The organism is Sphaerochaeta globosa str. Buddy, from assembly GCF_000190435.1.
GTDB classification, from domain to species: Bacteria; Spirochaetota; Spirochaetia; order Sphaerochaetales; family Sphaerochaetaceae; genus Sphaerochaeta; species Sphaerochaeta globosa.
In genome coordinates, this window is the sequence record NC_015152.1 from 3,258,132 (window position 1) to 3,280,263 (window position 22,132).

The window sequence follows — 22,132 nt, forward strand, 5'->3', positions numbered from 1 at the left end:
AGGAGAAGGGTATTCTTTGGAACGATGTTTCAATTTCAACCCATCGAGGCAGCGCTCAGGCGCATGAACTTTCATCTGGACCGGATTATGCCGCTGCTTACCCCCAGTGGGGTTGTACTGGGCCTTCTGCTTGGTTCATGGGTTGCATGGATGAAACCTTCGGTTACCATCCTCTTTGCAGTGATTACCTTCATCGGAGGATTGGGCATCAATTCAAACGATTTCTTCAAGGTAGTCAAAAAGCCTAAAGCCATTTTGGTGTTCGTCATCGGGGCAAACCTTGTCATGCCCCTGCTTACCTACGCAGTAGCCTCTGTAGTGTTCAAGGACCAACAGGAGATTGCAACCGGTCTGATTTTGCTTATGTCCATACCCACTGCAATAACCGGCTACATCTGGAGCGGTATCTATAAAGGAAACGGAGCCCTTTCCCTAACACTGATTCTGGTCTCTACCCTGCTTGCACCCATTCTCACCCCCTACACGGTGAGCCTGCTTGCCAACACTTCGGTTCGTATCGATACTGCGGGCATGATGGCCTCGCTTGTTCTGATGGTGGTTATCCCCTCGGTAGCAGGCATCCTGATCAACAATCTTACCAAGGGCAAGGTGAACGACCATATCACCCCCTGCCTCAAGCCTTTTTCAAAAATCGGCCTCTTTATCATTATTATTATCAATACAGCACAAGTTTCGGATCGTCTTTTGGCCAATGCCTCATGGGCTTACTTGCCCATCGCCCTGACCTGCGCCTTTCTGGCTGTCATCGGCTATCCGATTTCCCATACCCTTGGCAGAATTGCCGGCCTTGCAGAGGAAGAGAGCAAAAGCATTACCTTCGCATCATCGCTGCGCAACATCAGTGCAGCCTTGGTACTGGCAATCGCCTACTTCCCCGCCGAGACCGCCCTCCCTGTTATCTTTGGAATCGTATTTCAGCAGAGTACGTGTGCCGTCATGGCCCATGTTCTGTATGGTAGAAAAAAAAAGTACGTAACACATCAACACAGCAAAGGAGTAAATACCATGCAACCAATCACCAGTGTACACCAGAGTGTAGCAAGAAAAGAAAAGGTTCTTCAGTTCGGTGAGGGAAACTTCCTTCGTGCGTTCGTTGATTGGATGATCGACATCCTCAACGAGAAAACCGACTTCAACGGAAACGTAGTGCTCGTCCAGCCCTTGGATCGAGGCTTGCGTGATATGATCAATGCTCAGAATGGTTTGTATACCACAGTCCTCAGGGGCGTACAGAACAAGAAGACCGTTGAGGAGTATCGGACCATAAACAGCGTCAGCCGCTGTCTCAACCCGTTCATGGCCGACGATTACCAGGAATATATGAAGCTTGCCTCCAGCGAAGACCTTCGCTTCATCGTATCCAACACCACCGAGGCCGGCATCAGCTACCACAGCGGGGACACGTTGGCCGACCAGCCGCCGCTTTCCTTCCCCGCCAAAGTCTGCGCGTTCCTCTATAAGCGCTACCAAGCCTTCGAAGGAGCTTTGGACAAGGGCCTGATCGTCATTCCCTGTGAGCTCATCGACAAGAACGGGGACAACCTGAAGAACATCGTCAAGCAGTATGCAACCGAGTGGAAGCTCGAAGAAGGCTTCACCACTTGGCTCGACGAAGCTTGTGATTTCTGCAACTCCCTGGTCGACCGCATCGTTCCCGGCTATCCCAGAGCCGAAGCCGAGGCAATTTGCACCAAACTCGGTTACCAGGACAACCTCCTCGATTCAGCAGAAATCTTCCACCTGTGGGTCATTGAATGTCATAAGAATTTCCACGAGGATGAGCTGCCGTTCAACAAAGCAGGCCTGAATGTGGTATGGACCGACGATATGAGCTTCTACCGCACCCGCAAGGTCCGCATTCTCAATGGTGCGCATACCATGAGCGTACTTGCAGCCTATCAGGCAGGTCATGAGACCGTTCAGGATTGCATTGCCGACAAGGCCCTTCTCTACCCGTTCATGTACAAGGGAATCTTTGAGGAGATCATCCCCTCGATGGATGGTTCGAAAGAGGAACTCGAGGCGTATGCAGCAGATGTGTTGGAGCGCTTTGAGAATCCGTACAATCCCCATCAGCTGCTCTCCATTTCACTGAACTCCGTTTCCAAGTTCAAGACCAGAAACCTCCCTTCCTTGCTGGGATACTTCACCAAGCAAGGCAAGCTGCCCAAGCGTTTGGTCTTTTCTCTCTCTGCTCTGATCAGTTTCTACGAAGGGACCGATTATGAAGGTTCATCTCTGAAGGGAACCAGGGCATCAGAAACCTACTTGATCCAGGACAGTCCTGAAATCCTTGCCGCCTTTGCTGCTCTCTATGCTGAGAAAGGAAATCCGAAGGCCAAGTCCCAGCGTCTTGCAAAGGCTGTGCTGTCCAATACCGCTTGGTGGTCACAAGATCTGACCAAGGTCGAAGGGCTTGAGAAAGCCGTGGCCGCAAACCTAGAGGCCATTTGGACTGTCGGCATGAAGCAGGCCGTCGCTTCTCTCGTATAATTTAGAAGGAGCAACTATGCAGACCTACACCGTCTTGAAGGTACATCCCGAAGACTCGGTTGCAGTCGCCATCCGTCCCCTGTCACAAGGGGATGTGGTGGAGGTTGCAGGCCTCCAGATTACCTTGGCAACTGATATTCCCCCTGGACATAAATTCGCACTCAAAAACCTTGCAAAAGGGGAGAAGGTTATGAAGTATGGTGCTCCAATCGGCTATGCCATAACGGATATAGCCAGCGGCGAGCATGTTCATGCCACCAATATCAAGACCTTGCTTTCCGAGAATGCCACCTATGTGTACGACCGCACGCTGTCAGCGCAATTCGCCCAGAAAGAAGCAGAGCGCAAGAAGGTATGGGAAAACAAGGTTCCTACCATCAAGGCCTACCGAAGAAGCAACGGGGCCATCGGCATCCGTAACGAACTTTGGATTGTCCCCACCGTAGGGTGTGTCAACAAGATTGCTGAAAATTTGGTAGCCTGGGCACAGGAAAACCTAAAGAAAGCACCATTCTACGATGGCATCCATGTCTGGTCTCACCCGTACGGCTGCTCCCAACTGGGAGACGACCATGAGGCGACGCGTACCATTCTTTCAGACCTTGTCCACCACCCTAATGCAGGCGGTGTGTTGGTCCTCTCTCTCGGTTGTGAGAACAACACCCCGGCTTCTTTCCGAGCTCTTGTTGGGAACGTTGACGAAAATCGGGTGAAGTTTCTCACCACCCAGGAAGTCAGCGACGAGCTCGCTGAGAGTAAGCGCTTGCTCACCGAGCTCTATGAAACCATGAAGGGCGATGTTCGAGAGGATGTCGGTATGGACAGTCTCATCGTAGGTTTCAAGTGCGGCGGAAGCGACGGACTGAGCGGTATCACCGCCAATCCTTTGGTCGGCCGTTTTTGCGATGAGTTGACTGCAATGGGTGGGACGGGGATCCTGACCGAGGTTCCCGAAATGTTCGGTGCCGAGCAGCTTTTGATGAACCGGGCGGTGGATGAACAGGTGTACAACCAGACAGTCTCCTTGATCAACGACTTCAAGCAGTACTTTGTCAAACACAACCAGGTGGTCTATGAGAATCCCTCCCCGGGAAACAAGGCCGGCGGCATTTCAACGCTTGAGGACAAGAGTCTTGGCTGCATCCAGAAAGGCGGTCAGGCTATGATCACCGATGTCCTGGGCTATGGTGATCGGATTAAGAAGCGGGGGCTTAATCTGCTTAACGGTCCGGGCAATGACATTGTCTCCACCACAGCACTTACGGCCTGCGGAGCACATATCATTCTGTTCACCACCGGCAGGGGAACCCCTCTTGGAGCTCCGGTGCCGACTATCAAGATTTCCTCGAACAGCGAGCTTGCAGAGAAAAAGGCCAATTGGATCGACTTCGACGCCGGGCGGCTTCTCAAGGAACCTGAAACCAGTGTGCTTTCAGATTTTCTTTCCCTTATCCAAAGCGTTGCAAGCGGAGAATCGCTGGCAAAGAATGAAGAGAACGGATACGCAGAAATTTCGCTGTTCAAGGACGGGGTCATCCTCTGAGGACACGTACAATAAGGAGAATCATCATGAAAAAGTTTATGGATGAACATTTTTTACTGCAGACCAAGACCGCTCAGGCTCTCTACCATGACTATGCCAAGGATGAGATGATTTTTGACTATCACTGTCACCTCAATCCGAGCGAAATCGCCAACAATAAGAAGTTTACCACCATCACCGATGCCTGGCTTGGCGGTGACCACTACAAGTGGAGAGCCATGCGTGCCAATGGGATTCCCGAAGAGCTGGTTACCGGCAAAAACACCGATCCCTTCGACAAGTTCATGGCTTGGGCTTCCACCATGGAAAACGCCTTGGGCAATCCGCTGTACCACTGGACCCATCTGGAGCTTCAGCGGTACTTCGGCATCCACGAGGTATTGAACACCAAGAACGCAAAGGCCATATTCGAAGAGGCCAATCGCCAATTCAAGGAAAATGAGAACCTTTCGGTCAAGGGTATCATGAAGCAGTTCAAGGTCTATGCAGTGGGAACCACCGACGATCCTGCCGACGACCTTGCCTATCATGCTCAGATTGCCAAGCAATCCGACTTCCCTGCGAAGGTAATTCCCTCCTACCGTCCTGACAAGGCCCTGAACATTGAGAAGGAGACTTTTCTCTCCTATATCGACAGCCTGGCCAAGGCTTCGGGCAAGAAAATTGAGAAGGCAAGCGATGTTGTCGATGCCCTTATCGACCGCCTCGACTTCTTTGTGAGCATGGGCTGCAAGGCTTCCGACCATGCCTTGGTAACCGCTCCCGCCATCTTCAAGAGCGAAAGCGATGTGAATGCAATCTTTGCCAAGAAATTGGCGGGTGCAACGCTTTCTTATGATGAAGTGGAGGCTTATAAGACCTTTGTGCTCACACATCTTGCCCGTGCCTATGCAAAGCGGGACATCGCAATGCAATTGCACTTTGCGGCCATCCGTGACAACAATGGGCTGATGTTCAATACCCTTGGACCTGACACCGGCTATGATGCTTCCCACGATAAGGAACTTGCCACCTCTCTTTCAGCTTTTCTGAATAATCTCTCGGCAACCGGTGAGGTTCCCAAGACAATCCTCTACTCGCTCAATCCCAAGGATTATTATACGCTGGCAACCTTGATGGGCTGTTATCAGGATGGTATCCCGGGTAAAATGCAGCTCGGTTCCGCTTGGTGGTTCGCCGATCATAAGGATGGTATGGAAGAGCAGATGAGACTTCTCGGAAATGTCGGATTGCTCCCTCGTTTCATCGGCATGCTTACCGACAGCCGATCCTTCCTCTCCTACTCACGACACGAGTACTTCAGAAGAATCCTTTGCAACATCTTCGGCACCTGGGCCGAGGAAGGCGAGGTCCCCTACGACCTGCCGATGCTTGGCGATGTGGTGAAGAATATTTCCTTCGGGAATGCAAAAGCCTATTTCGAGGGGTAAACCGATGGCAAAGAAAGAAACCGATACAGGAAATGAGAAACAGCAAACCAGCGGGGTCATACGAACCATCGCCATCCTTGAGACGCTCTCCAGACATCAGACGATTAATCTGGAAAGCTTGGCAAAGGAAACAAAATTGCCAAAAGCCACCCTGCTTCGGTTCCTTTCTACCCTGGTCAACCTCGGGTATGTCTATCGCGATCCCAGCGACCTGTACAGCCTTACGCTGAAAATGTTCAGCGTAGGCTCCCATGGTCTTGAGCATATCGATCTGATCCAGATTGCAAATCCTATCGCCCAGAAGCTTTGCGAAGAACTGGGCGAGACGGTCCACATGGGTGTTTTGGAGGATGATTCAGCTGTATACATCCTGAAAAAAGAGTCCTCCTTCACCATCCGCATGTACTCGCGTGTGGGAAAGACGATTCCGTTGTACTGTACAGCCATCGGAAAGATCCTGCTCAGTGAGTTGAAGGACAAGGAGCTGAATGACTATCTGGGCAGGGTGCATCTCAAGCCCTTCACCCCGAACACGCTTCGTAATGGACAAACACTGAAGGAAGAACTATCCCTGATTCGCAAGCAAGGTTGGGCCTGGGACAACGAAGAGCACGAAATGGGAACGTTGTGCATCGGTGCTCCGATCAAGGACTATACAGGCAAGGCGGTAGCCGCAATGAGTGTCTCTTGGCCGCTGTTCAGGTTCAATCCTGAAGAGAAGCAGAGAATCGTCACCTCAATTTTGGCAGCCTGTGCAAGCCTTTCGAGACTGCTTGGCTGTACGGAAAACTGAAAACAAGCCAGAGCTGAATAATCGGGGATGTTTTTTTCTTCTTGGTAGAGTACCATCGTATCAGGAGGACTGCCATGCAGCAAATTCGTTGGGGTATGATCGGTTGCGGTTCGGTAACCGAAGTAAAGAGTGGCCCTGGATTTCAGAAAGCCGAAGGCTCGACCTTGGTTGCTGTAACGAGTCGTACACCGCAAAAAGCCCGAGACTATGCCATGCGCCATGGGATAGCGAAGTGGTATGACAATGCCCAAGATCTAATCGACGATGATGAAGTGGATGCCGTCTATATCGCCACCCATCCCGACTCCCACGCTACCTATACCATGATGGTTGCAAAAAGCGGCAAACCGGTCTATTGCGAGAAGCCGCTGGGCATCACCTCGTATCAGAGCAAGGAGATGGTCGATTTCTGCAAGCAGAAAGGGGTTCCCCTCTTCAGTGCATACTACCGCCGAGCTCTTCCCAAGTACCTGATGATCAAGGATATGATAGACAGCAAACAGTACGGAGACGTAAGGGCGGTGCATGTTTTCATGCAGCAGGCCATCAAGGAAGAGGACAAGCAGAATGGCGGAACCTGGCGGGTTCGCCCCGAAGTTTCCGGTGGTGGAAAGTTTCATGATGTTGGGTCCCATGCCCTTGATCTCATCGACTGGTTGCTTGGCCCCATCAGTGAAGCCTATGGGGAGGCTATGAACCAGAGTAAGGTCTATAGTGCCGATGATTTGGTATATGGACACTTCAAGACAGAACAAGGAATTCCGGGTACCGGGCTATGGTGCTTCAATACATTCAAGGATGAGGATACAACCCACATCTATCTGGAGCAGGCCCGTATTTCCTACTCGGTGCTGGATATTTCCCAGCCGATTACGATTGCTACCGAAAAGGGCGTACAAACCATTGCTGTTCCGGAACCGCCGCAGCATGTCGCCCAGCCTCTGATTCAGACTATTGTGGACCAATTACTCGGCAAGGGGACTTGTCCCAGTACCGGTGAGTCCGGGATGCGAACCGATTTTGTTCTTGATCGTCTGATCGGCAGAGTATAGGAAGGAGAGAAAACCATGTTTGTTTCACATCGCGACCTCATCGAGAAAAAACAGATTTCAGAATATGTGACCAAGCAGGTCCTAGTCAGCCCCAAAGAGGGCTGGAAGGACCATGTAATGCGGATGTTTACGTTGGAGAAAGGGGGTAAAGCCCCTCATCACTCCCATCCGTGGCAGCATATCCTGTATGCAGTCGAGGGAAAGGGAAACCTCTTTATGGAAGGCAAGGACTATCCGCTTACCCCAGGTTCGGTGGCCTACGTACCTGATGACGCCGACCACCAAGTCTCAAATGCAGGAGATGAGAAGTTTGTCTTTATCTGCATCGTCCCCGAGCGTGGAGACCAATAGGGACCTAGAAATACCCCAAGGCCATGAGCAGTGAAATCCAGAAAAATAAGCTGAGCAGGGACAGGGCTGTCGTAAATACGACAATCTGCCCCGCTAGCTCTGCGTCCCCATCCATCTGCTGGGCCATGGTGTAGGAAGACACAGCCGCCGGAGAGGCATACATGGCCATCAAGAGGATCAACTCAAGGTCCCTGAATCCAACAAGAATTGCCACAGTGATTCCGATTGCCGGAACAATCACCAACCTATTCAGCACCCCGATGACCAAGGGCTTACGGTTCACCTTGACCGAGGAGAAGGTCACCGAAGCACCCAGGACGATCAGGGAAAGCGGTGTTGCAATCTCTGCTACCTCAAACACTACGCCTGCAAGGCTTTGAGGCAGTTTGATTCCGGTGATGGCACACAGCAGTCCCAGTACTCCCCCGATGACGATCGGGTTGAGGACAATGCCTTTGAGAATTTTCTTCCCATCAGGTTTTTTTCCCCTGAAGTATTCCAAAACAACGACACTGAGCACATTGATTACCGGAACCACCACCCCTACCATCAAGGAGGCGATACCTGCACTGGTCCCTCCATACAAGGTGGCGGCCATCGGCATGCCGAAGAATATGAAGTTGCTTCTACAAATACCCTGGACCAATACTCCTCGTTTACTGTTCTCCGATTCCAAACGGGGAATCAGCAGCATATAGAAGCTTACCATCACTACCAAGGAAAGCACTGCGTACCACAACAGGTTGAAAGAAGTGATGGTGGAAAAATCAGTCTTGTAGATATTGGAGAAGAGCAGCGTGGGAAGAAAGACTCGAAACACCACGTTGTTCATTTCCTTAAGGGTTTTCTCAGAGAGAATCTTGAGGCTCCGAATACCATATCCAAGGCCAATCTTTGCAAACAAAGGAAAAAGGACTGAGAATGCGGTAAAAAATATCATGGCAGGCCCTTACTCTTCGTGATGATGGTCACAGGAGCAACCATCCCCATGGTGGTGGTGATGTTCCCCGTCATGATTGCATGAACAGCCCTCTTCATGGTGGTGATGGTGCTCATGGGCGTTCCCTTCTTCAACGAATAGGTCATGCATCATATCCATCAGAATGGAATTGAGTTCCTCATTCTGTCCCCCTTCAACTACCATGATGCCCATCTGGGGGGCAATCTTTTCCAAGAGGGGCAGCGTACGCTTTCCAAAGCAGTGGATAGCCTGCGGCTTTCCTTCTTTCTCAAAGATTTCCAGCAGATGGCTGATAAAGGACCCGTGTTCTTTCTCATAATCCTCCACCATGAAGATGTCAAGGATCTGGTGAGCCTGGGGGTCATACACCAGTTGGAAAATTGGAAAGAGCGGTCGGCCGCCTTTCTCTCCAAGCAACGGCTCGGGGAGCATCCCGGTGGCAACATACAATATCTTTCCTGGTTTTGAACGCATGCGCTTATACGTGCGTTGTTTCTCTTCGTCGGTGAAGAATGCCTGGGGATAAGAGAATCCATAGGCTTCATCCTGCAGAATCTTTGCGGTGACAATAAAGGTTCCATCCCGCTCTTCAATGCAGGGGATGTACTCTTTGTCTGAACTCTCTTTGAGGTTCAGGGAATCCAGCCAGTAGGAGAAAGAATTGGTCTTGCCCGTCTTCTTATAGGAGGCGAAGTACTCTTTTGCAAAAAGAACGGCACGGAGGATCAGAATGAGGTCACTACCCTCGCTCTCCTCAATATACCAAGGGTATCGGTACTGCAGCTTGCTGCGGAACTGTGGATACATACCATCCTCGAATGGAACTCCACTCTCTACAATAGCCTGATAATCGGCATCCTCAATATCCTGTCTTGTATTGTTGAGAAGGCACAGAAGGCATTCCTGCTCCTGTTCCATCTCCATATACTCAAACGAATCACTCTGTTCATCGGAAAGTGAGAGAGCAAGGTATCCGGTAAGGCCTTTCTCCCCTCGATACGCTGCAAAGGCGGAATCGACAAGCGAAACATAGTAGGGAGTCTTGTCTTGGGCAATGACACACATGAGGTCGTTCTCTGAGAAAACCGAAGCAACAGCAGCATCGGTATAGGCTTTGGCAAGGCTGTATAAGGTATGGGTATCCATAATTTTCTCCATCGGCTCATCATACAAAAATCCCGAGGCTTGTCCAATGACCTTGCCTTTGGTACTTGCCATGGTAATCGACACAAGTTACCATGGTGTATATTAAAGCCGAAGGATGGCTCTTCATGACTGGATTAGAGAAGCTAGAGCAAGTTAAGCGATTCGATATGAAAAAGAAGCCCTTCCGCCAACGTCACTTCCTTAGACCTGTGACTTGGTTGTTAAGCTATCCGACTGTGTGGTCCCACCGTTTAAAAATCAATCGTACCAACATGGATGGAATTAAGCCTCCATTTCTACTTCTATGCACCCATCATGCCTTTATCGACTTCAAGGTAACCACCGCCGCCCTTTTTCCCTGGCGGGCCAACTATGTGGTAGCAATCGACGGATTTCTCAAACGCGAATGGCTGCTACGCAATGCCGGGGGAATCTGTAAGAGAAAATTCACCAATGATTTACAGCTAATCAGACAAATCCGGGAAGTGCTTGCGGTCAACAAGGATGTCCTGGCCTTATATCCGGAGGCAAGGTACTCCTTGGTGGGAACCACTGCTGTGTTACCCGACTCGCTGGGGAAAATGGCAAAATTGCTTGGGGTTCCGGTCGTCATGCTCAACATGCATGGTCACTACCTAAACAGTCCCGTATGGAATCTGAAGGATCGGGGCAATCGCATCGAAGCTGATTACAGCCTGCTTTTCAACAAGGACGATTTGGCAAAGAGTTCGGTCGCCCACATCAATGAGGTCATCAGGAAAGCCTTCGAATATGATGAGTATCAATGGCAGAAGGATAATCAAATCCGCATCAGCTACGCAAAGCGGGCTGAGGGGCTGCATAAACCACTGTATCAGTGTCCCCACTGCTTGAGCGAGTACACCACCTACAGCGAAGGAATCCATATCGGTTGCTCATCCTGCCATAAGAAATGGGAGATGACCGAATATGGAGAGTTGCAAGCCGTCCAGAAGGCTGACGATGAACAGACCTTGGTTACCGAGTTCTCCCACATCCCCCATTGGTATGAGTTTGAACGCAAGCAGGTGAGAGCCCAAATAGAGGCGGGAACCTACTATCTGAAAACCAAGGCATATGTGGAAGCCCTCCCCAATGCCGACGGCTATATTCCCCTTGGTGAGGCTCTGCTGATTCATGACATGCAGGGCTTCAAGTTGGAAGGCATGTTCGGCAAGAAAGGCTTTTTGCTTGCAAAGACACCACTGTCGATGTATTCCTGCCATATCGAGTATGAGTATTTCGGCAAGGGAGACTGCATCGACCTATCTACTTTGGAGGATACCTACTATATCTATCCAAAAGAACAACAATTCTCGGTTACCAAAATTGCTTTGGCAACCGAGGAGTTGTTTGCTTTCTCCAGCAAGGAGCAGGAAATTACTCCCCAAGGCTTACTAGAGGCAGTTGCTCAATCACCTTCCTGACAAGATGGATGCGAGTTCTGCTTCACTGATATAGCGAGCTTTGTAGGTAACACCGTACCGGTCAAGCTGTCTGATAAAGGCACGCATGTGGTTCTCCGATCCCTTCAGGAGATTGGTATATACCCAAATTTCGGCTTCATCAGTAGTCTTTGAAAGATACTCCTTCAAATCGGAGATGTCCAAATCCTCAATAATGGCTCCTACCAGATAGGCTTCGGAGATCGATTTCATGCCTTGCTTTACCAAGACGGAGTAGAGCGAGGCCAAATCAGCGTTCTTGAACTCACCGGCTTGAGAACCTGCAACGGGGTCTTCAATGTTGCGGGCTGCAAGCAGGGCTCCCACTGCATCCATGTGCTGCTGTTCGGCATTCGCGATGTTCAAAAATGCCCGGGCACCCCATTTCTCATAGAGGGCGAGGTAGACATCGCGTGCAAGTTTTTCTTCTTCACGCATGTACAGAAGCCCGTCGGTTCCAACGACCGTCTGTTCAGTAGCAGTCTGTAAAGCTACGGGTGTAGTTGTTTGTACCTCGTCAATCGGCTGTGCGGCGAGGGTAAGCGAAGAAACCAGGATCAGTGCCAAAACTATGATGCTCGTATGTTTGTACATATGCAACTCCTTTGATTGTTGTCATCTGATGCAACAATACTATCCCTGAATACAGACGTTGAGGATGTAAGGTAAAGGTTTGGTAAAGACAAAAAAAAGCGACAGGGAAAAAACTCCCCATCGCCTGTTGCAATACTTGCTTGCCGCTTAGCGTTGAACGCGTCCGCTTCCATCACCCTTGAGCAGGGCTTCTACTTCTGCCTTGGTCGACAGGTTGAAATCTCCGTCGATGGAGTGCTTCAAAGCAGAGGCTGCTACAGCGAAGTTGATGACATACTGCTCATCATCTGCATACTCGCTGAGGGCATAAATCAAGCCTGCAGAGAAGGAATCGCCTCCACCGACACGGTCGATGATATCGGTAATCTCATAGTGTCTGGAGAGGTAGAATCCGCTCTTTCCACACAGGGCTGCGCTCCAACCGTTGTGGTCGGCGCTCTTGCTCTCGCGCAGAGTGACAGCAACGACGCTGATGTTGGGGAACTGAGCCTTGACTTCTTCAGTCAGAGCCTTATACACCTCAGTATCCAGCTCTCCGCTGGTGACATCGATCTTGGCTTCTATGGCCAGGCACTTTTGGATATCTTCCTCGTTCGCCACGATGACATCGGCAAACTTGACCAGCTCACGCATTACCTCGGGAGCCTTCTTGCCGTAGTTCCAAAGCTTCTTTCGGTAGTTCAAATCGATGGAGACGGTTGCCCCGGCCTTCTTGGCCTGCTTCATGGCGGCAAGACAGCTGTCGGCTGCATCCTGGCTGATAGCCGGGGTGATGCCGGTCACATGAAGCCATGCAGCGTCTGCCATAATGGAGGTAAAATCAAAGTCGGAAGGTTTGGCCAAGCAAATGGAAGACTCTGAACGGTCGTATACCACACTGCTCGGTCTCTGGTTGGCACCGGTCTCCAAAAAGTAGATACCGACACGGCCACCTTTGGTCATGTTGATGGCAGAGGTATCGACACCATACTTGCGTACCTCACGTACGGCGGCTTCGCCGATTGCATTGGCGGGAAGAGCAGTAACGAACTTGGCATCCTTGCCCAGCAGGGAGAGCGAAACAGCAACGTTTGCTTCGCCACCTCCAAAGGTTGCTTCCAAGAGAGGGGATTGGAAGAAGCGTTCATGACCAGGGCTCTTCAGCCTCAACATTATTTCACCAAACGTCACATATTTTTTGCCCATGCAAGCCTCCTAGAATTTTTTGTCGGGAATACTCATTGCCTCTTGATATTTGAAATCATAGAGGGTATGCTTTGGTCTGTCAATATTATTTTGAAACAACGTTTCATAATTGAAATAAAGGAGTGGCTCCATGCACGAAGCACTGTTTGAACAAATTCACAAAATCGGTCTTGTACCCGTAGTAAAAATTGATGATGCAAGCAAAGCCGTAGGGCTTGCAAAGGCCATGGTAAAGGGCGGTCTTCCCTGTGCAGAGGTCACCTTCCGCACTGCAGCTGCCGAAGAAGCTATCAAGCAAATCACCTCTGCTGTCCCTGAGATGCTCGTAGGTGCTGGAACGGTGATCAACCTCGATTTTGCCAAGAAAGCGGTTGCAGCTGGTGCAAAATTCATTGTCTCCCCTGGTTTCAATCCCTCCGTTGTAGACTGGTGCCTTGAGAACAACATCCCCATCGTTCCCGGTGTCTGTACGCCCAGCGATATTGAAGCAGGCTTGTCCCGCGGACTGTCCACCCTCAAGTTTTTCCCCGCTGAAGTAAGCGGTGGTGTCGATATGCTGAAGAATCTGGCAGGGCCCTTCCCCAATTTGATGTTCATGCCTACCGGCGGCATCAGCCCGGCAAATCTTGCCTCCTATGCAAAGCAATCCAATGTGCTGGCAGTCGGCGGTTCATGGATGGTCAAGCCTGAGCTCATCGAAGCTGAAGATTGGGATACCATTTCCAACCTGTGCAGCGAAGCAGTAGTAGCCCTGCAGGGCCTGGAGTTCGCACACCTTGGCATCAACAACGAGAATGCAGCCGAAGCTGAAAAGACCATTGCCGCCCTCCAAGCGTTCGGCATGGTCAAGAAGGTAGGCAACAGCTCCACCTTCCTGAATACCACCATCGAGGTGCTACCCAAGATGTACTACGGCAGACTCGGCCACCTTGGTTTCAAATGCTTCGATATCGAACGCACCCTTGCCTACTTGGGTCGTCATGGGTTCACGGTCAATGAAGAGACCATCACCCGCGATGCAAAGGGCAAGATCAAGGTCTGTTACATCAAGCAGGAGTTCAGCGGGTTTGCTGTACACCTGGTCAAGGCATAACACACAAAAAAGACTATTTGACGCCGGTTCTCCTCTAGCGGAACCGGCGTTTTCTTTTATACAGTAGGCACATGCAGATTATACAAAGCTATATGCTTACCAAAACTCAGATTTCTGAAATTGAAACACTACAGAGCCTCTCCTTTCTTCCTGAAGGTTTGGAGAACCACGTCTTTCTTTCATCGGAAATGAATGTATACAAGGACCTGGATTGTTTCTTCCTTGGGTATGAGAATGACCAGCTGGTCAGCTTTCTTGGTGCATTCTTGCCCAGCCGCAAGGAAGTGGAGTTCAACGGCTTCACCCATCCCGATCATCGTAGGAAGGGTTGTTTTACTTTGCTTGTGGAACATGCACTCACCCTGTATAGGCCATATTCGTTCACCCAAGCACTTTTCCAACGAGAACTGAACAGTAAAAGCGGCTTTTCCTATCTACAGAAGCGGTATCCCGAACTGGATCGCAGCGAGTACCTGATGACCCTTGAACAGCAACATTGGAACAACAAGGATACAGTGGGGACTCTTGAGCTGGTTACTGAGCAATGCAAAGAAGAAACCATTGCAGTAATGAGTGATGCCTTTGAAGAGACACTCGATGAGAGTGCCCATTTTCTGACCTATCTGCTCAACCAAAGCGACCGAAAAACATTTCTCTACCGTCAAGAAGGAACAGCCGTTGGAGTTATGAACGCTCTATTGGAAGACGGTGTATGGGTTATTCATGGTGTAGGGATCTTGCATGCATTCAGGAACCAAGGGATGGGAAGGCATATGCTATCTCTAGCCTTCGACGTCCTGTTCCAGGATGCTGCTACCATTCAACTTGAAGTGGATTCCCAGAACCCTCCCGCCCTATCTCTCTATCGAAAATTAGGCTTTCAGACTACTTCACAAGTTGATTACCATAGATTGATTTTGTGATTACGTGACTGTTTTGGCCCTTGGCTTTATTTGTCTTGACGGCTCTGTTGCGACAGCTTAGCATTACGTATCATGTTATGTTTTAGACCGCATCCATAAGGATGGCGGAATGTAATTTGGAGGAAAGAATGAAAAAAACACTTGCAATTCTGCTGGTACTTGTCATGCTCGTACCTGCTCTGTTTGCACAGGGCGGCCAAGAAGCTGCCCCTGCTGCCCCCGCCCCTGTTGCAGCTCCTGCTCCCGCTGCCGCACCCGCCCCTGTTGCTGCCGGATCTGGTAGCGTCAACGCCTATACCACCCTTGAGGAACCCCTTGCTGCAAAACTTTTCCAGCTCTTCGAGGCTGAAACCGGCATTAAGGTAAACTTCGTCCGCTTAAGCGGTGGTGAAGCTGTTGCTCGTTTGGAAGCTGAATCTGCCAATCCCCAGGCATCCATTTGGGTCGGCGGTGTAGGCCTTGACCACATCACTGCAAAGAGCAAGGGTTTGACCACTCCGTACGTGAGCCGCTATACCAGCAAGACAGCCGCACAGTTCCGCGATGCTGAAAACTACTTCATCGGCCTCTATGTTGGACCCCTTACCTTTGTAACCAACCTTAACCGTGCCAAGGAACTTGGCCTTGAGGCTCCCAAGAGCTGGGCAGACCTGCTCAAGCCCGAGTACAAGGGTTACATCCGCATGGCCAACCCCAACTCCTCCGGTACTGCTTACAACGTCCTGACCACGATGCTCGATATTTTCGGCACCGAGGACAAGATGATTGAGTACATGAAAGAGCTGGATAAGAACATCGACCAATACACCAAGAGCGGATCTGCTCCCGGCAAGAGTGTTGCAACCGGTGAGATTCCCGTAGCAATCGGCTATGCTCATGACCAGGTCAAGCTCAAGGCTGCTGGTTCTCCTGTGGTCATCACCGCTCCCAGCGAAGGAACCGGTTATGAACTTGCTTCCATGTCCCTGGTCAAGGGCGGCAAGGATACTGTCAACGCCAAGAGGCTGTACGACTGGATCCTCTCCAGCCCCGTTGCACAATCAACGTTCACCGAGTGGTACGTAGTATTGGTAGCAGAAGGTTCGGCTAAGCATCCCGATGCCCTTTCCATCAACGAAATCAAGACCGTTGCTCAGGATATGGCTTGGGACGGAGACAATGTCAACAAGACCAGATTGCTCGACCGCTGGACTAATGAGATCGGCAACAAGAGATAATTACCATCAGGTAATTTGGCTTTTCCTACCGCCCTGCAAGCAACCCTTGCAGGGTGTGTAGTCCCAACGGAATGATTCGATGTTTACAAAAAAACGCATCCTTCAGTTCTGTGCTGCGGCACTGATTTTCCTGCTGGCCGACTTCTGGATGTATAGTACGCTCTCCTCGAACTTTAGGGGCTATGAAGAGCAGCGGAACTTCAATGAGATTGAACTGTTCGCCCAAACAGTACCCGAAGAAACCACAAACCTCGCCTATGAAACATGGATCCCTACGGTTAAGGATATTATTCCAGGCTCACGAGCACTCTATCTGACTTTTGATGAGCTGACCTTCGACTTTGTCCCCCTGACCGGATCGCAAACAACACTTGCACTTTTTGAGGCAAACAAACCCAATGCGGAATTCCAGAAAGCCTTGGAAAGTGTGTATTACCTTGAACCAATGCGTTTAGGCTCGTCCTATAAGGCAGATTACAGTATCGATCCCGATGTTCACAGCTTCGAGGTGACTGACAGCCAAGTCTACTTTGTACCGGTTATCGATGAAACCGGTTATCAGGTTTCCGGGGCGGTCATGATTCTCGTTCCCACCAGTACAGCCACCGGATTCAACAACTTGCTCAGGACCCTCTTCATTGTAGCAGCTGTTGTTTTCTTGGGTATCCTTTTAGTCATTTCCTTCACTCGAGACCCGATGACAGGCTTCATGGTCCTCGGACTCTTTGCCATCGTATTGGTGTTCATTGCCTATCCCTTGATTGAGGCAGTTCGCCTGTCGTTCATGAAGGACGGTGTTTTCAGCCTGCAAACCTGGAAGGAAAGTCTCTCACCCACCTATTTGGTTGCCCTGTGGGGTTCACTCAGGCTTGGCATCCTGACAGCCACCATTTCTACCTTGGTAGGGTATATGTTCGCCTTCCTTATAGAGAGAACGAGTTTCAAGCAGAAGAAGCTGATGACCACGCTGGCTACCATGCCGGTCATTTCCCCGCCTTTCTCCTTGTCTCTCTCCATCATCCTACTCTTCGGGAACAATGGCTTGATCAGCAAGCAACTGCTTCATCTGAACACCTCCATCTATGGATTGGGAGGCTTGACGGTTGTCCAGGTCATCGGTATGTTCCCCATTGCCTTCATGACGATCAGCGGAGTGCTCAGGCAGATCGATTCCACCGTTGAGGATGCTTCGCTTGATCTCAGCGCCACCAGGTGGCAGACCTTCAAGTCGATCACCCTGCCCCTGTCAGCTCCTGGCATACTCTCTGCTTGGCTTCTGGTATTCACCAATTCCCTGGCAGACTTTGCCAACCCCTTGCTGCTCAGCGGTGACTATCGTGTGCTTTCTACTGAAGCCTATATGCTGGTTACCGGGCGCAGCAACCTTGGAGCCGGTTCGGCTCTTTCGTTCATCCTCTTGATGCCTACGTTGACCGCCTTCCTCATCCAGCGCAATTGGGTGTCGAAGAAGAGCTTCGTAACAGTTACCGGCAAGCCCTCCACCAACCTCACTGAATTGACGAATAAACCGGTGCGCATGGTACTGGAGATCGGATCGTGGGCTTTCATCGGCTTCATCGGCGCTCTGTACTTGACCATCGTGGCAGGATGCTTTGTGGTCAACTGGGGTATCGACTACTCCTTCACCCTTGCAAACTGGGGAGAAGCCCTCTCGCGAGGCTGGACATCCATCCGCGATACGGTCACCTTGGCCCTCATCGCCACCCCGATTGCAGGTTTGTTGGCCATGCTCAGTGCCATGTTGATAGTGCGAAAGAAGTTCCCGGGCAAACGGTTCTTGGAAATGATGATCATGACTCCCTACGCCATTCCCGGTACCCTGATCGGTATCAGCTATGTTTTGGCTTTCAACAAGCAACCGCTGCTTTTGGTGGGAACCGGTGCGATTATCGTCATCAACTACATAATCCGCGAATTGCCGGTTGGTCTTGAGAACGGCATCACAGCCCTCCATCAAATAGACCCGGCCATCGAGGAGTCGGCTGCAGACTTGGGTGCTGATGTGCCCACCGTCTTCAAGACAATTGTTCTGCCGTTGATCCGACCGGCCTTCTTGAGCAGCATGTCGTACACGTTTGTACGTTCCATGACTGCCGTCAGTGCCATCATCTTCTTGATATCGGCTCGCTGGAATCACTTGACCGTCTTGATTTTCAACTTCTCTGAAAACCTCAGGTTCGGTCTAGCCAGCGTCTTGTCAACCGTCCTGATTTTCATCGTCCTCTCTGTTTGGGCCCTGATGCAGATCGTGGTTCGTGATGACAAGCTCACCCAGAAATCTATCTCAACCCGCTAAGGTGGTGATCCATGGAAAAGAAAAGTGTATCGGTAACCCTTGAGCATGTAACCAAGAAATTCAAGGACGTAAAAGGAAAGGCTGACGTAATCGCAGTCAATGATTCTCACTTTATCATCGAACCTGGCGAGTTGGTGACCCTTCTTGGGCCTTCCGGTTGCGGCAAGACTACCACCTTGCGTATGATTGCCGGCTTCGAGTTGCCCACAGAAGGAAAAATCTATATCGGCAATGAGGAAGTGACCATGTTGCCTCCGAACAAGCGGGATACCGCCACGATGTTCCAAAGCTATGGTCTTTTTCCTCATATGACGGTCTTCGACAACGTGGCTTACGGCCTCAAGCTGCGCAAGATTCCCCAGGAGGAGATTGCCAAACGGGTCAATGAGACACTGGCTCTGGTCGGCCTTGCCAGCTATGGGGACCGCGCTCCTTCCAAGCTCTCAGGTGGTCAGCAGCAGCGTGTCGCCCTAGCCCGCAGCCTTATCGTCACCCCATCGGTACTGCTGCTCGATGAACCGCTTTCCAATCTCGATGCCCTGCTTCGTGAGCAGATGCGTATCGAAATCCGAAAAATCCAGAAAGAGTTGGGCATTACTGCCGTGTATGTAACGCACGACCGTGTCGAGGCTATGAGTCTTTCTGACCGCGTTGTAGTCATGAAAGACGGGTATATCCGCCAAATAGGTTCCCCGAATGAAATCTATGAGGATCCCAACTCCCGTTTTGTTGCAGGGTTTGTCGGGAAAGCCGCATTCTTCCCTGTACAGGTCAAAAAACATGACAAAAAAATCTGGGTCTGCGAACTCGGGGGGAAGGAAGTTCTGGTTGAACGCTCGGCCGACAACGTAGAAGTAGGGTCAGAAGCCGTTTTGATGGCAAGACCCGAGTCACTGCGTATTGTTGAGAGCGGACAAGGCAAGATCGAAGGCAAGGTCAGGATGAATGTCTATCTCGGGCATAGTCTGGAAGCCTTCATCAACACCAGTTTTGGTGAGGTTCTGGTACAGATCGACGACCCCCATGCCAAGAAAGTCTTCAAGGAAGGGGAAAATGTGTCCATCGATTTCACCCCCGACCGTGTCCGGTTGCTCAACAAGAGCGAAGCATAAGCGCTTTCGTGACAAAATAGGCTGCAATCGCAGCCTATTTATTTGTCCTTGTCCTATACCAAAAAACAATTTTGAGTACGCTTTGCCCCTACTTCTAGCTATGCAGCTCCACCCCATCCTCAACAACCAAGGCGGACTCTACGCCCTCTACCTGTACATCCTGAATGGACAACTGTACGTTCCTCAGTCTGATTCCCCTCCCTTGGGGTTCGGGCAGGCCTTCATACATCTCACTCTCATCAACCGGAGTAAGCCCTGTCTTGGCTACCGTAAAGGTACAGTTGCGGATTACCAGATCCCTGATGGGAGACTCGGGAAGGCCTACGATGAAGGCAGCGGAGGAAGTGAAATCCTCACTGTAGCAATCCTCAATGGTCACTCCCTCGATACTGGGAGTGGTATCTGTTATGCTCAACTTCTCCAAGGAAAAATCCTGGGGATCGAGGCTGCCGCAACGGTAATACATGTTCAGCGTGAGAGGACAGAGGTTGTTTTTCATTCGCACTGAAGAAAAGTGAAGGTTGGAAATTGCCCCACCACGGCCTCTTCGTGTCTTGATCCGAATTCCCCGGTCAGTCCCGTCAAAGAGACAATCATGTACCCGTACATCTCGAATACCTGCAGCCGTTTCACTGCCTATGACCGCCCCTCCATGGGCACTCTTGACGGTACACTCTTCAATAAGAATGTCGGTTGTCGGCTTGTTGGTGGCAACTCCATCGGGCCCACTGCCGCTCTTCAGGGCAATTCCATCGTCACCGACATCCACCAAGCACTTTTTGATGGTGACAAACCGGCAGGAATCCACATCGATTCCATCGGTATTGGGAGCATCCTTGGGATTGAGTACCTTCAAATCCATGAATATCAAATTGGTACTGTACAACGGATGCAGTGTCCAGAATGGGCTGTTCTGCAAGGTTAGACCTTCCAGTTTTACATTGTTGCTGTTCAGAATCTGCACCAAAGGAGGACGCAGGAATTGACTCTGCCTTCCCCCACCACCACCGCTCTGACGCTCATAGCCTGGATTGAGGCGGGAAAGTTCGTTTTCCATCGCCGATACAGGCCCCTTCTGGGTAGTACGTTTTTTGTGGGCAGTATCCCACCACCACTGTCCGTTTCCATCGATGATTCCCTCACCACGCACGATGAGACCATCAGAATTCTCGATGAGCAGGCAAGGATGCATGCAATAACAATTCACGCCTTCCCAGCGGGAATAAACCGGGGTATAGAGGTTTTCATCTGCAATGAACTGAATGACCGCACCTCTATCCAGCTCGAGGACCAAGCCCTTGGCCTGTATGTGCAACGGCCCTGTCAAATAAGTCCCTTCCTCGATATGGAGCACCCCACCATCAGATAGAGCGGCAAGTGCCTTGGCAAACGCTTCACTCTCATTCTGTTGGCCATTACCAACGGCCCCAAAGCTTTTCAACGTGTACTCTCGCATCTCTCTCTCCTCACATTCCTTTACTTTTACGAGCTCTGCACCTACAATCATAAGCTATGAAACAGCTAGGACTCAGAGCCCATGATCTGGGCACATTCAACACCATCGAAGAACTTGCAACCGAGGTTGGCAAGTATGGGAGCTCGGTCCCCATCCAGCTCGCACTCAAGAAAGCTCTTACACAAGCCCCATCGGCCAATGCCTATACCGAGGACTTCATTGTCGGCATCCGCGATGCCTTGCAGGCCAAAGGCGCGTATGTCGGCGTCTTTGGATGCTACATCAATCCAGTGCATCCGGACAAGGCAGAGAGGGACGAACAGTTGAGCCGGTTCGAGAACCATCTCAAATATGCAAAACTCCTCGGCTGTCGTCTCGTAGGAACAGAAACTGGATCACTCAATCCTGATTGTTCCTACCATCCAGGGACTGCAGATCCAAAAGTGCTTGATGTCTTCTATCGAAGCATAGAGCGACTTTTGGAAGCAGCAGTCAAATATGACGCCATCGTTGGTATAGAAGCAGTAAGCAAACAACACACTATCAGCACCATCAAGCGCATGGCCGACTTGGTAAATACGTTCGACACCCCCCATCTGAAGGTCATCTACGATCCAACCAACCTGGTTCCTTGGATCGGCATTCCCGAACAGGATGGAAGCTGTCGCGGCATTCCTTCGTTTGAGGCCCAGCGAGAATTCTTCCTCTCCGCCCTCGATGCCTTCGGTTCCAAGATTGCGGCGCTTCATGTAAAGGACTACCAGCTCAACAAGCAAGGTTTCAAGATAGGGGACCTGGCGGTAGGACAGGGTGTACTCGATTGGAAATTCCTCTTTTCTGAACTGAGAAGAAGGTCCATCGAAGTTCCCGCCCTGCTGGAGGACCTGAACACGGCCACCTTGGTCGAAACGCTAGGACTCCTACGAACATATTGATGTACGAACCTTGAGCTCTCAAGGTTCTTTCTTGTCGAGTTTTTGTA

18 protein-coding genes are annotated in these 22,132 nt (G+C 50.7%); 13 read left to right on the forward strand and 5 right to left on the reverse strand.

Features of this window, described 5'->3' with window-relative positions; all coding sequences use genetic code 11:
• Nucleotides 1-24 precede the first annotated feature (24 nt).
• The 6 genes from SPIBUDDY_RS16095 (at nucleotide 25) to SPIBUDDY_RS15265 (ending at nucleotide 7,683) form a co-directional block, all read left to right on the forward strand.
• The gene (locus SPIBUDDY_RS16095; protein WP_081454667.1) at nucleotides 25-2,514 is read left to right on the forward strand and encodes a tagaturonate reductase; all 2,490 of its coding nucleotides are present in this window, start codon (nucleotides 25-27) and stop codon (nucleotides 2,512-2,514) included.
• A gap of 16 nt (nucleotides 2,515-2,530) precedes the next feature.
• Entirely contained in the window at nucleotides 2,531-4,057 is a 1,527-nt protein-coding gene (locus SPIBUDDY_RS15245; protein WP_013608660.1) for a UxaA family hydrolase, read from the forward strand.
• Between the two features lie 26 nt (nucleotides 4,058-4,083).
• Nucleotides 4,084-5,487 carry a glucuronate isomerase gene (gene uxaC / locus SPIBUDDY_RS15250; protein ID WP_013608661.1) on the forward strand — a complete coding sequence of 468 codons (1,404 nt, stop codon included), beginning with the start codon at nucleotides 4,084-4,086 and terminating at the stop codon, nucleotides 5,485-5,487.
• Nucleotides 5,488-5,491: 4 nt separating this feature from the next.
• Nucleotides 5,492-6,280, forward strand: a complete 789-nt coding sequence (locus tag SPIBUDDY_RS15255; protein ID WP_013608662.1) for an IclR family transcriptional regulator — start codon at nucleotides 5,492-5,494, stop codon at nucleotides 6,278-6,280.
• 74 nt (nucleotides 6,281-6,354) lie between these two features.
• Nucleotides 6,355-7,332 carry a Gfo/Idh/MocA family protein gene (locus SPIBUDDY_RS15260; protein ID WP_013608663.1) on the forward strand — a complete coding sequence of 326 codons (978 nt, stop codon included), beginning with the start codon at nucleotides 6,355-6,357 and terminating at the stop codon, nucleotides 7,330-7,332.
• 15 nt (nucleotides 7,333-7,347) lie between these two features.
• Entirely contained in the window at nucleotides 7,348-7,683 is a 336-nt protein-coding gene (locus SPIBUDDY_RS15265) for a cupin domain-containing protein (protein WP_013608664.1), read from the forward strand.
• Between the two features lie 4 nt (nucleotides 7,684-7,687).
• Here the strand turns inward: SPIBUDDY_RS15265 and SPIBUDDY_RS15270 are convergent, their stop codons facing one another.
• Both SPIBUDDY_RS15270 and SPIBUDDY_RS15275 read right to left on the reverse strand, forming a co-directional pair.
• Nucleotides 7,688-8,623, reverse strand: coding sequence for an AEC family transporter (locus SPIBUDDY_RS15270; protein WP_013608665.1), 936 nt, complete (start codon nucleotides 8,621-8,623; stop codon nucleotides 7,688-7,690).
• A 9-nt stretch (nucleotides 8,624-8,632) separates the two neighbouring features.
• Entirely contained in the window at nucleotides 8,633-9,862 is a 1,230-nt protein-coding gene (locus tag SPIBUDDY_RS15275; protein WP_013608666.1) for a DUF6930 domain-containing protein, read from the reverse strand.
• 53 nt (nucleotides 9,863-9,915) lie between these two features.
• Here SPIBUDDY_RS15275 and SPIBUDDY_RS15280 point away from each other — a divergent pair, with 53 nt between their 5' ends.
• Nucleotides 9,916-11,235, forward strand: coding sequence for a lysophospholipid acyltransferase family protein (locus SPIBUDDY_RS15280; RefSeq protein WP_013608667.1), 1,320 nt, complete (start codon nucleotides 9,916-9,918; stop codon nucleotides 11,233-11,235).
• Here SPIBUDDY_RS15280 and SPIBUDDY_RS15285 read toward each other — a convergent pair.
• Nucleotides 11,224-11,847 (reverse strand): DUF2202 domain-containing protein, encoded by a 624-nt coding sequence (locus SPIBUDDY_RS15285; RefSeq protein WP_013608668.1) that lies wholly within the window; start codon nucleotides 11,845-11,847, stop codon nucleotides 11,224-11,226. The two genes, SPIBUDDY_RS15280 and SPIBUDDY_RS15285, sit on opposite strands and share 12 nt — an antisense overlap.
• 147 nt (nucleotides 11,848-11,994) lie before the next feature.
• Nucleotides 11,995-13,032, reverse strand: a complete 1,038-nt coding sequence (locus SPIBUDDY_RS15290) for a sugar kinase (protein WP_013608669.1) — start codon at nucleotides 13,030-13,032, stop codon at nucleotides 11,995-11,997.
• A 130-nt stretch (nucleotides 13,033-13,162) separates the two neighbouring features.
• Here SPIBUDDY_RS15290 and SPIBUDDY_RS15295 point away from each other — a divergent pair, with 130 nt between their 5' ends.
• The 5 genes from SPIBUDDY_RS15295 to SPIBUDDY_RS15315 all read left to right on the forward strand — a co-directional run bounded on the left by SPIBUDDY_RS15295 (nucleotide 13,163) and on the right by SPIBUDDY_RS15315 (nucleotide 19,694).
• A complete protein-coding gene (locus SPIBUDDY_RS15295; protein ID WP_013608670.1) occupies nucleotides 13,163-14,125 on the forward strand; it encodes a bifunctional 4-hydroxy-2-oxoglutarate aldolase/2-dehydro-3-deoxy-phosphogluconate aldolase in 963 nt (320 codons plus the stop codon).
• Nucleotides 14,126-14,196: 71 nt separating this feature from the next.
• A complete protein-coding gene (locus SPIBUDDY_RS15300) occupies nucleotides 14,197-15,048 on the forward strand; it encodes a GNAT family N-acetyltransferase (protein ID WP_013608671.1) in 852 nt (283 codons plus the stop codon).
• Nucleotides 15,049-15,176: 128 nt separating this feature from the next.
• Entirely contained in the window at nucleotides 15,177-16,265 is a 1,089-nt protein-coding gene (locus SPIBUDDY_RS15305) for an ABC transporter substrate-binding protein (protein WP_013608672.1), read from the forward strand.
• A 79-nt stretch (nucleotides 16,266-16,344) separates the two neighbouring features.
• Entirely contained in the window at nucleotides 16,345-18,582 is a 2,238-nt protein-coding gene (locus tag SPIBUDDY_RS15310) for an ABC transporter permease (RefSeq protein ID WP_013608673.1), read from the forward strand.
• An 11-nt stretch (nucleotides 18,583-18,593) separates the two neighbouring features.
• Nucleotides 18,594-19,694 carry an ABC transporter ATP-binding protein gene (locus SPIBUDDY_RS15315; protein WP_013608674.1) on the forward strand — a complete coding sequence of 367 codons (1,101 nt, stop codon included), beginning with the start codon at nucleotides 18,594-18,596 and terminating at the stop codon, nucleotides 19,692-19,694.
• A gap of 94 nt (nucleotides 19,695-19,788) precedes the next feature.
• Here the strand turns inward: SPIBUDDY_RS15315 and SPIBUDDY_RS15320 are convergent, their stop codons facing one another.
• Complete coding sequence (locus tag SPIBUDDY_RS15320) at nucleotides 19,789-21,150, reverse strand: glycoside hydrolase family 28 protein (protein WP_013608675.1); 1,362 nt, start codon at nucleotides 21,148-21,150, stop codon at nucleotides 19,789-19,791.
• Nucleotides 21,151-21,206: 56 nt separating this feature from the next.
• Here SPIBUDDY_RS15320 and SPIBUDDY_RS15325 point away from each other — a divergent pair, with 56 nt between their 5' ends.
• Complete coding sequence (locus SPIBUDDY_RS15325) at nucleotides 21,207-22,085, forward strand: sugar phosphate isomerase/epimerase family protein (RefSeq protein ID WP_013608676.1); 879 nt, start codon at nucleotides 21,207-21,209, stop codon at nucleotides 22,083-22,085.
• The last annotated feature ends 47 nt before the right edge of the window (nucleotides 22,086-22,132 follow it).

Coding starts and splice junctions, on each gene's coding strand:
- SPIBUDDY_RS15265 (WP_013608664.1), top strand. CDS start 7,348: ATGTTTGTTTCACATCGCGACCTCATCGAGAAAAAACAGATTTCAGAA.
- uxaC (WP_013608661.1), top strand. CDS start 4,084: ATGAAAAAGTTTATGGATGAACATTTTTTACTGCAGACCAAGACCGCT.
- SPIBUDDY_RS15310 (WP_013608673.1), top strand. CDS start 16,345: ATGTTTACAAAAAAACGCATCCTTCAGTTCTGTGCTGCGGCACTGATT.
- SPIBUDDY_RS15315 (WP_013608674.1), top strand. CDS start 18,594: ATGGAAAAGAAAAGTGTATCGGTAACCCTTGAGCATGTAACCAAGAAA.
- SPIBUDDY_RS15325 (WP_013608676.1), top strand. CDS start 21,207: ATGAAACAGCTAGGACTCAGAGCCCATGATCTGGGCACATTCAACACC.
- SPIBUDDY_RS15245 (WP_013608660.1), top strand. CDS start 2,531: ATGCAGACCTACACCGTCTTGAAGGTACATCCCGAAGACTCGGTTGCA.
- SPIBUDDY_RS15255 (WP_013608662.1), top strand. CDS start 5,492: ATGGCAAAGAAAGAAACCGATACAGGAAATGAGAAACAGCAAACCAGC.
- SPIBUDDY_RS15290 (WP_013608669.1), bottom strand. CDS start 13,032: ATGGGCAAAAAATATGTGACGTTTGGTGAAATAATGTTGAGGCTGAAG.
- SPIBUDDY_RS15320 (WP_013608675.1), bottom strand. CDS start 21,150: ATGCGAGAGTACACGTTGAAAAGCTTTGGGGCCGTTGGTAATGGCCAA.
- SPIBUDDY_RS15300 (WP_013608671.1), top strand. CDS start 14,197: ATGCAGATTATACAAAGCTATATGCTTACCAAAACTCAGATTTCTGAA.
- SPIBUDDY_RS15295 (WP_013608670.1), top strand. CDS start 13,163: ATGCACGAAGCACTGTTTGAACAAATTCACAAAATCGGTCTTGTACCC.
- SPIBUDDY_RS15260 (WP_013608663.1), top strand. CDS start 6,355: ATGCAGCAAATTCGTTGGGGTATGATCGGTTGCGGTTCGGTAACCGAA.
- SPIBUDDY_RS15270 (WP_013608665.1), bottom strand. CDS start 8,623: ATGATATTTTTTACCGCATTCTCAGTCCTTTTTCCTTTGTTTGCAAAG.
- SPIBUDDY_RS15305 (WP_013608672.1), top strand. CDS start 15,177: ATGAAAAAAACACTTGCAATTCTGCTGGTACTTGTCATGCTCGTACCT.
- SPIBUDDY_RS15275 (WP_013608666.1), bottom strand. CDS start 9,862: ATGGCAAGTACCAAAGGCAAGGTCATTGGACAAGCCTCGGGATTTTTG.
- SPIBUDDY_RS15280 (WP_013608667.1), top strand. CDS start 9,916: ATGACTGGATTAGAGAAGCTAGAGCAAGTTAAGCGATTCGATATGAAA.
- SPIBUDDY_RS15285 (WP_013608668.1), bottom strand. CDS start 11,847: ATGTACAAACATACGAGCATCATAGTTTTGGCACTGATCCTGGTTTCT.
- SPIBUDDY_RS16095 (WP_081454667.1), top strand. CDS start 25: ATGTTTCAATTTCAACCCATCGAGGCAGCGCTCAGGCGCATGAACTTT.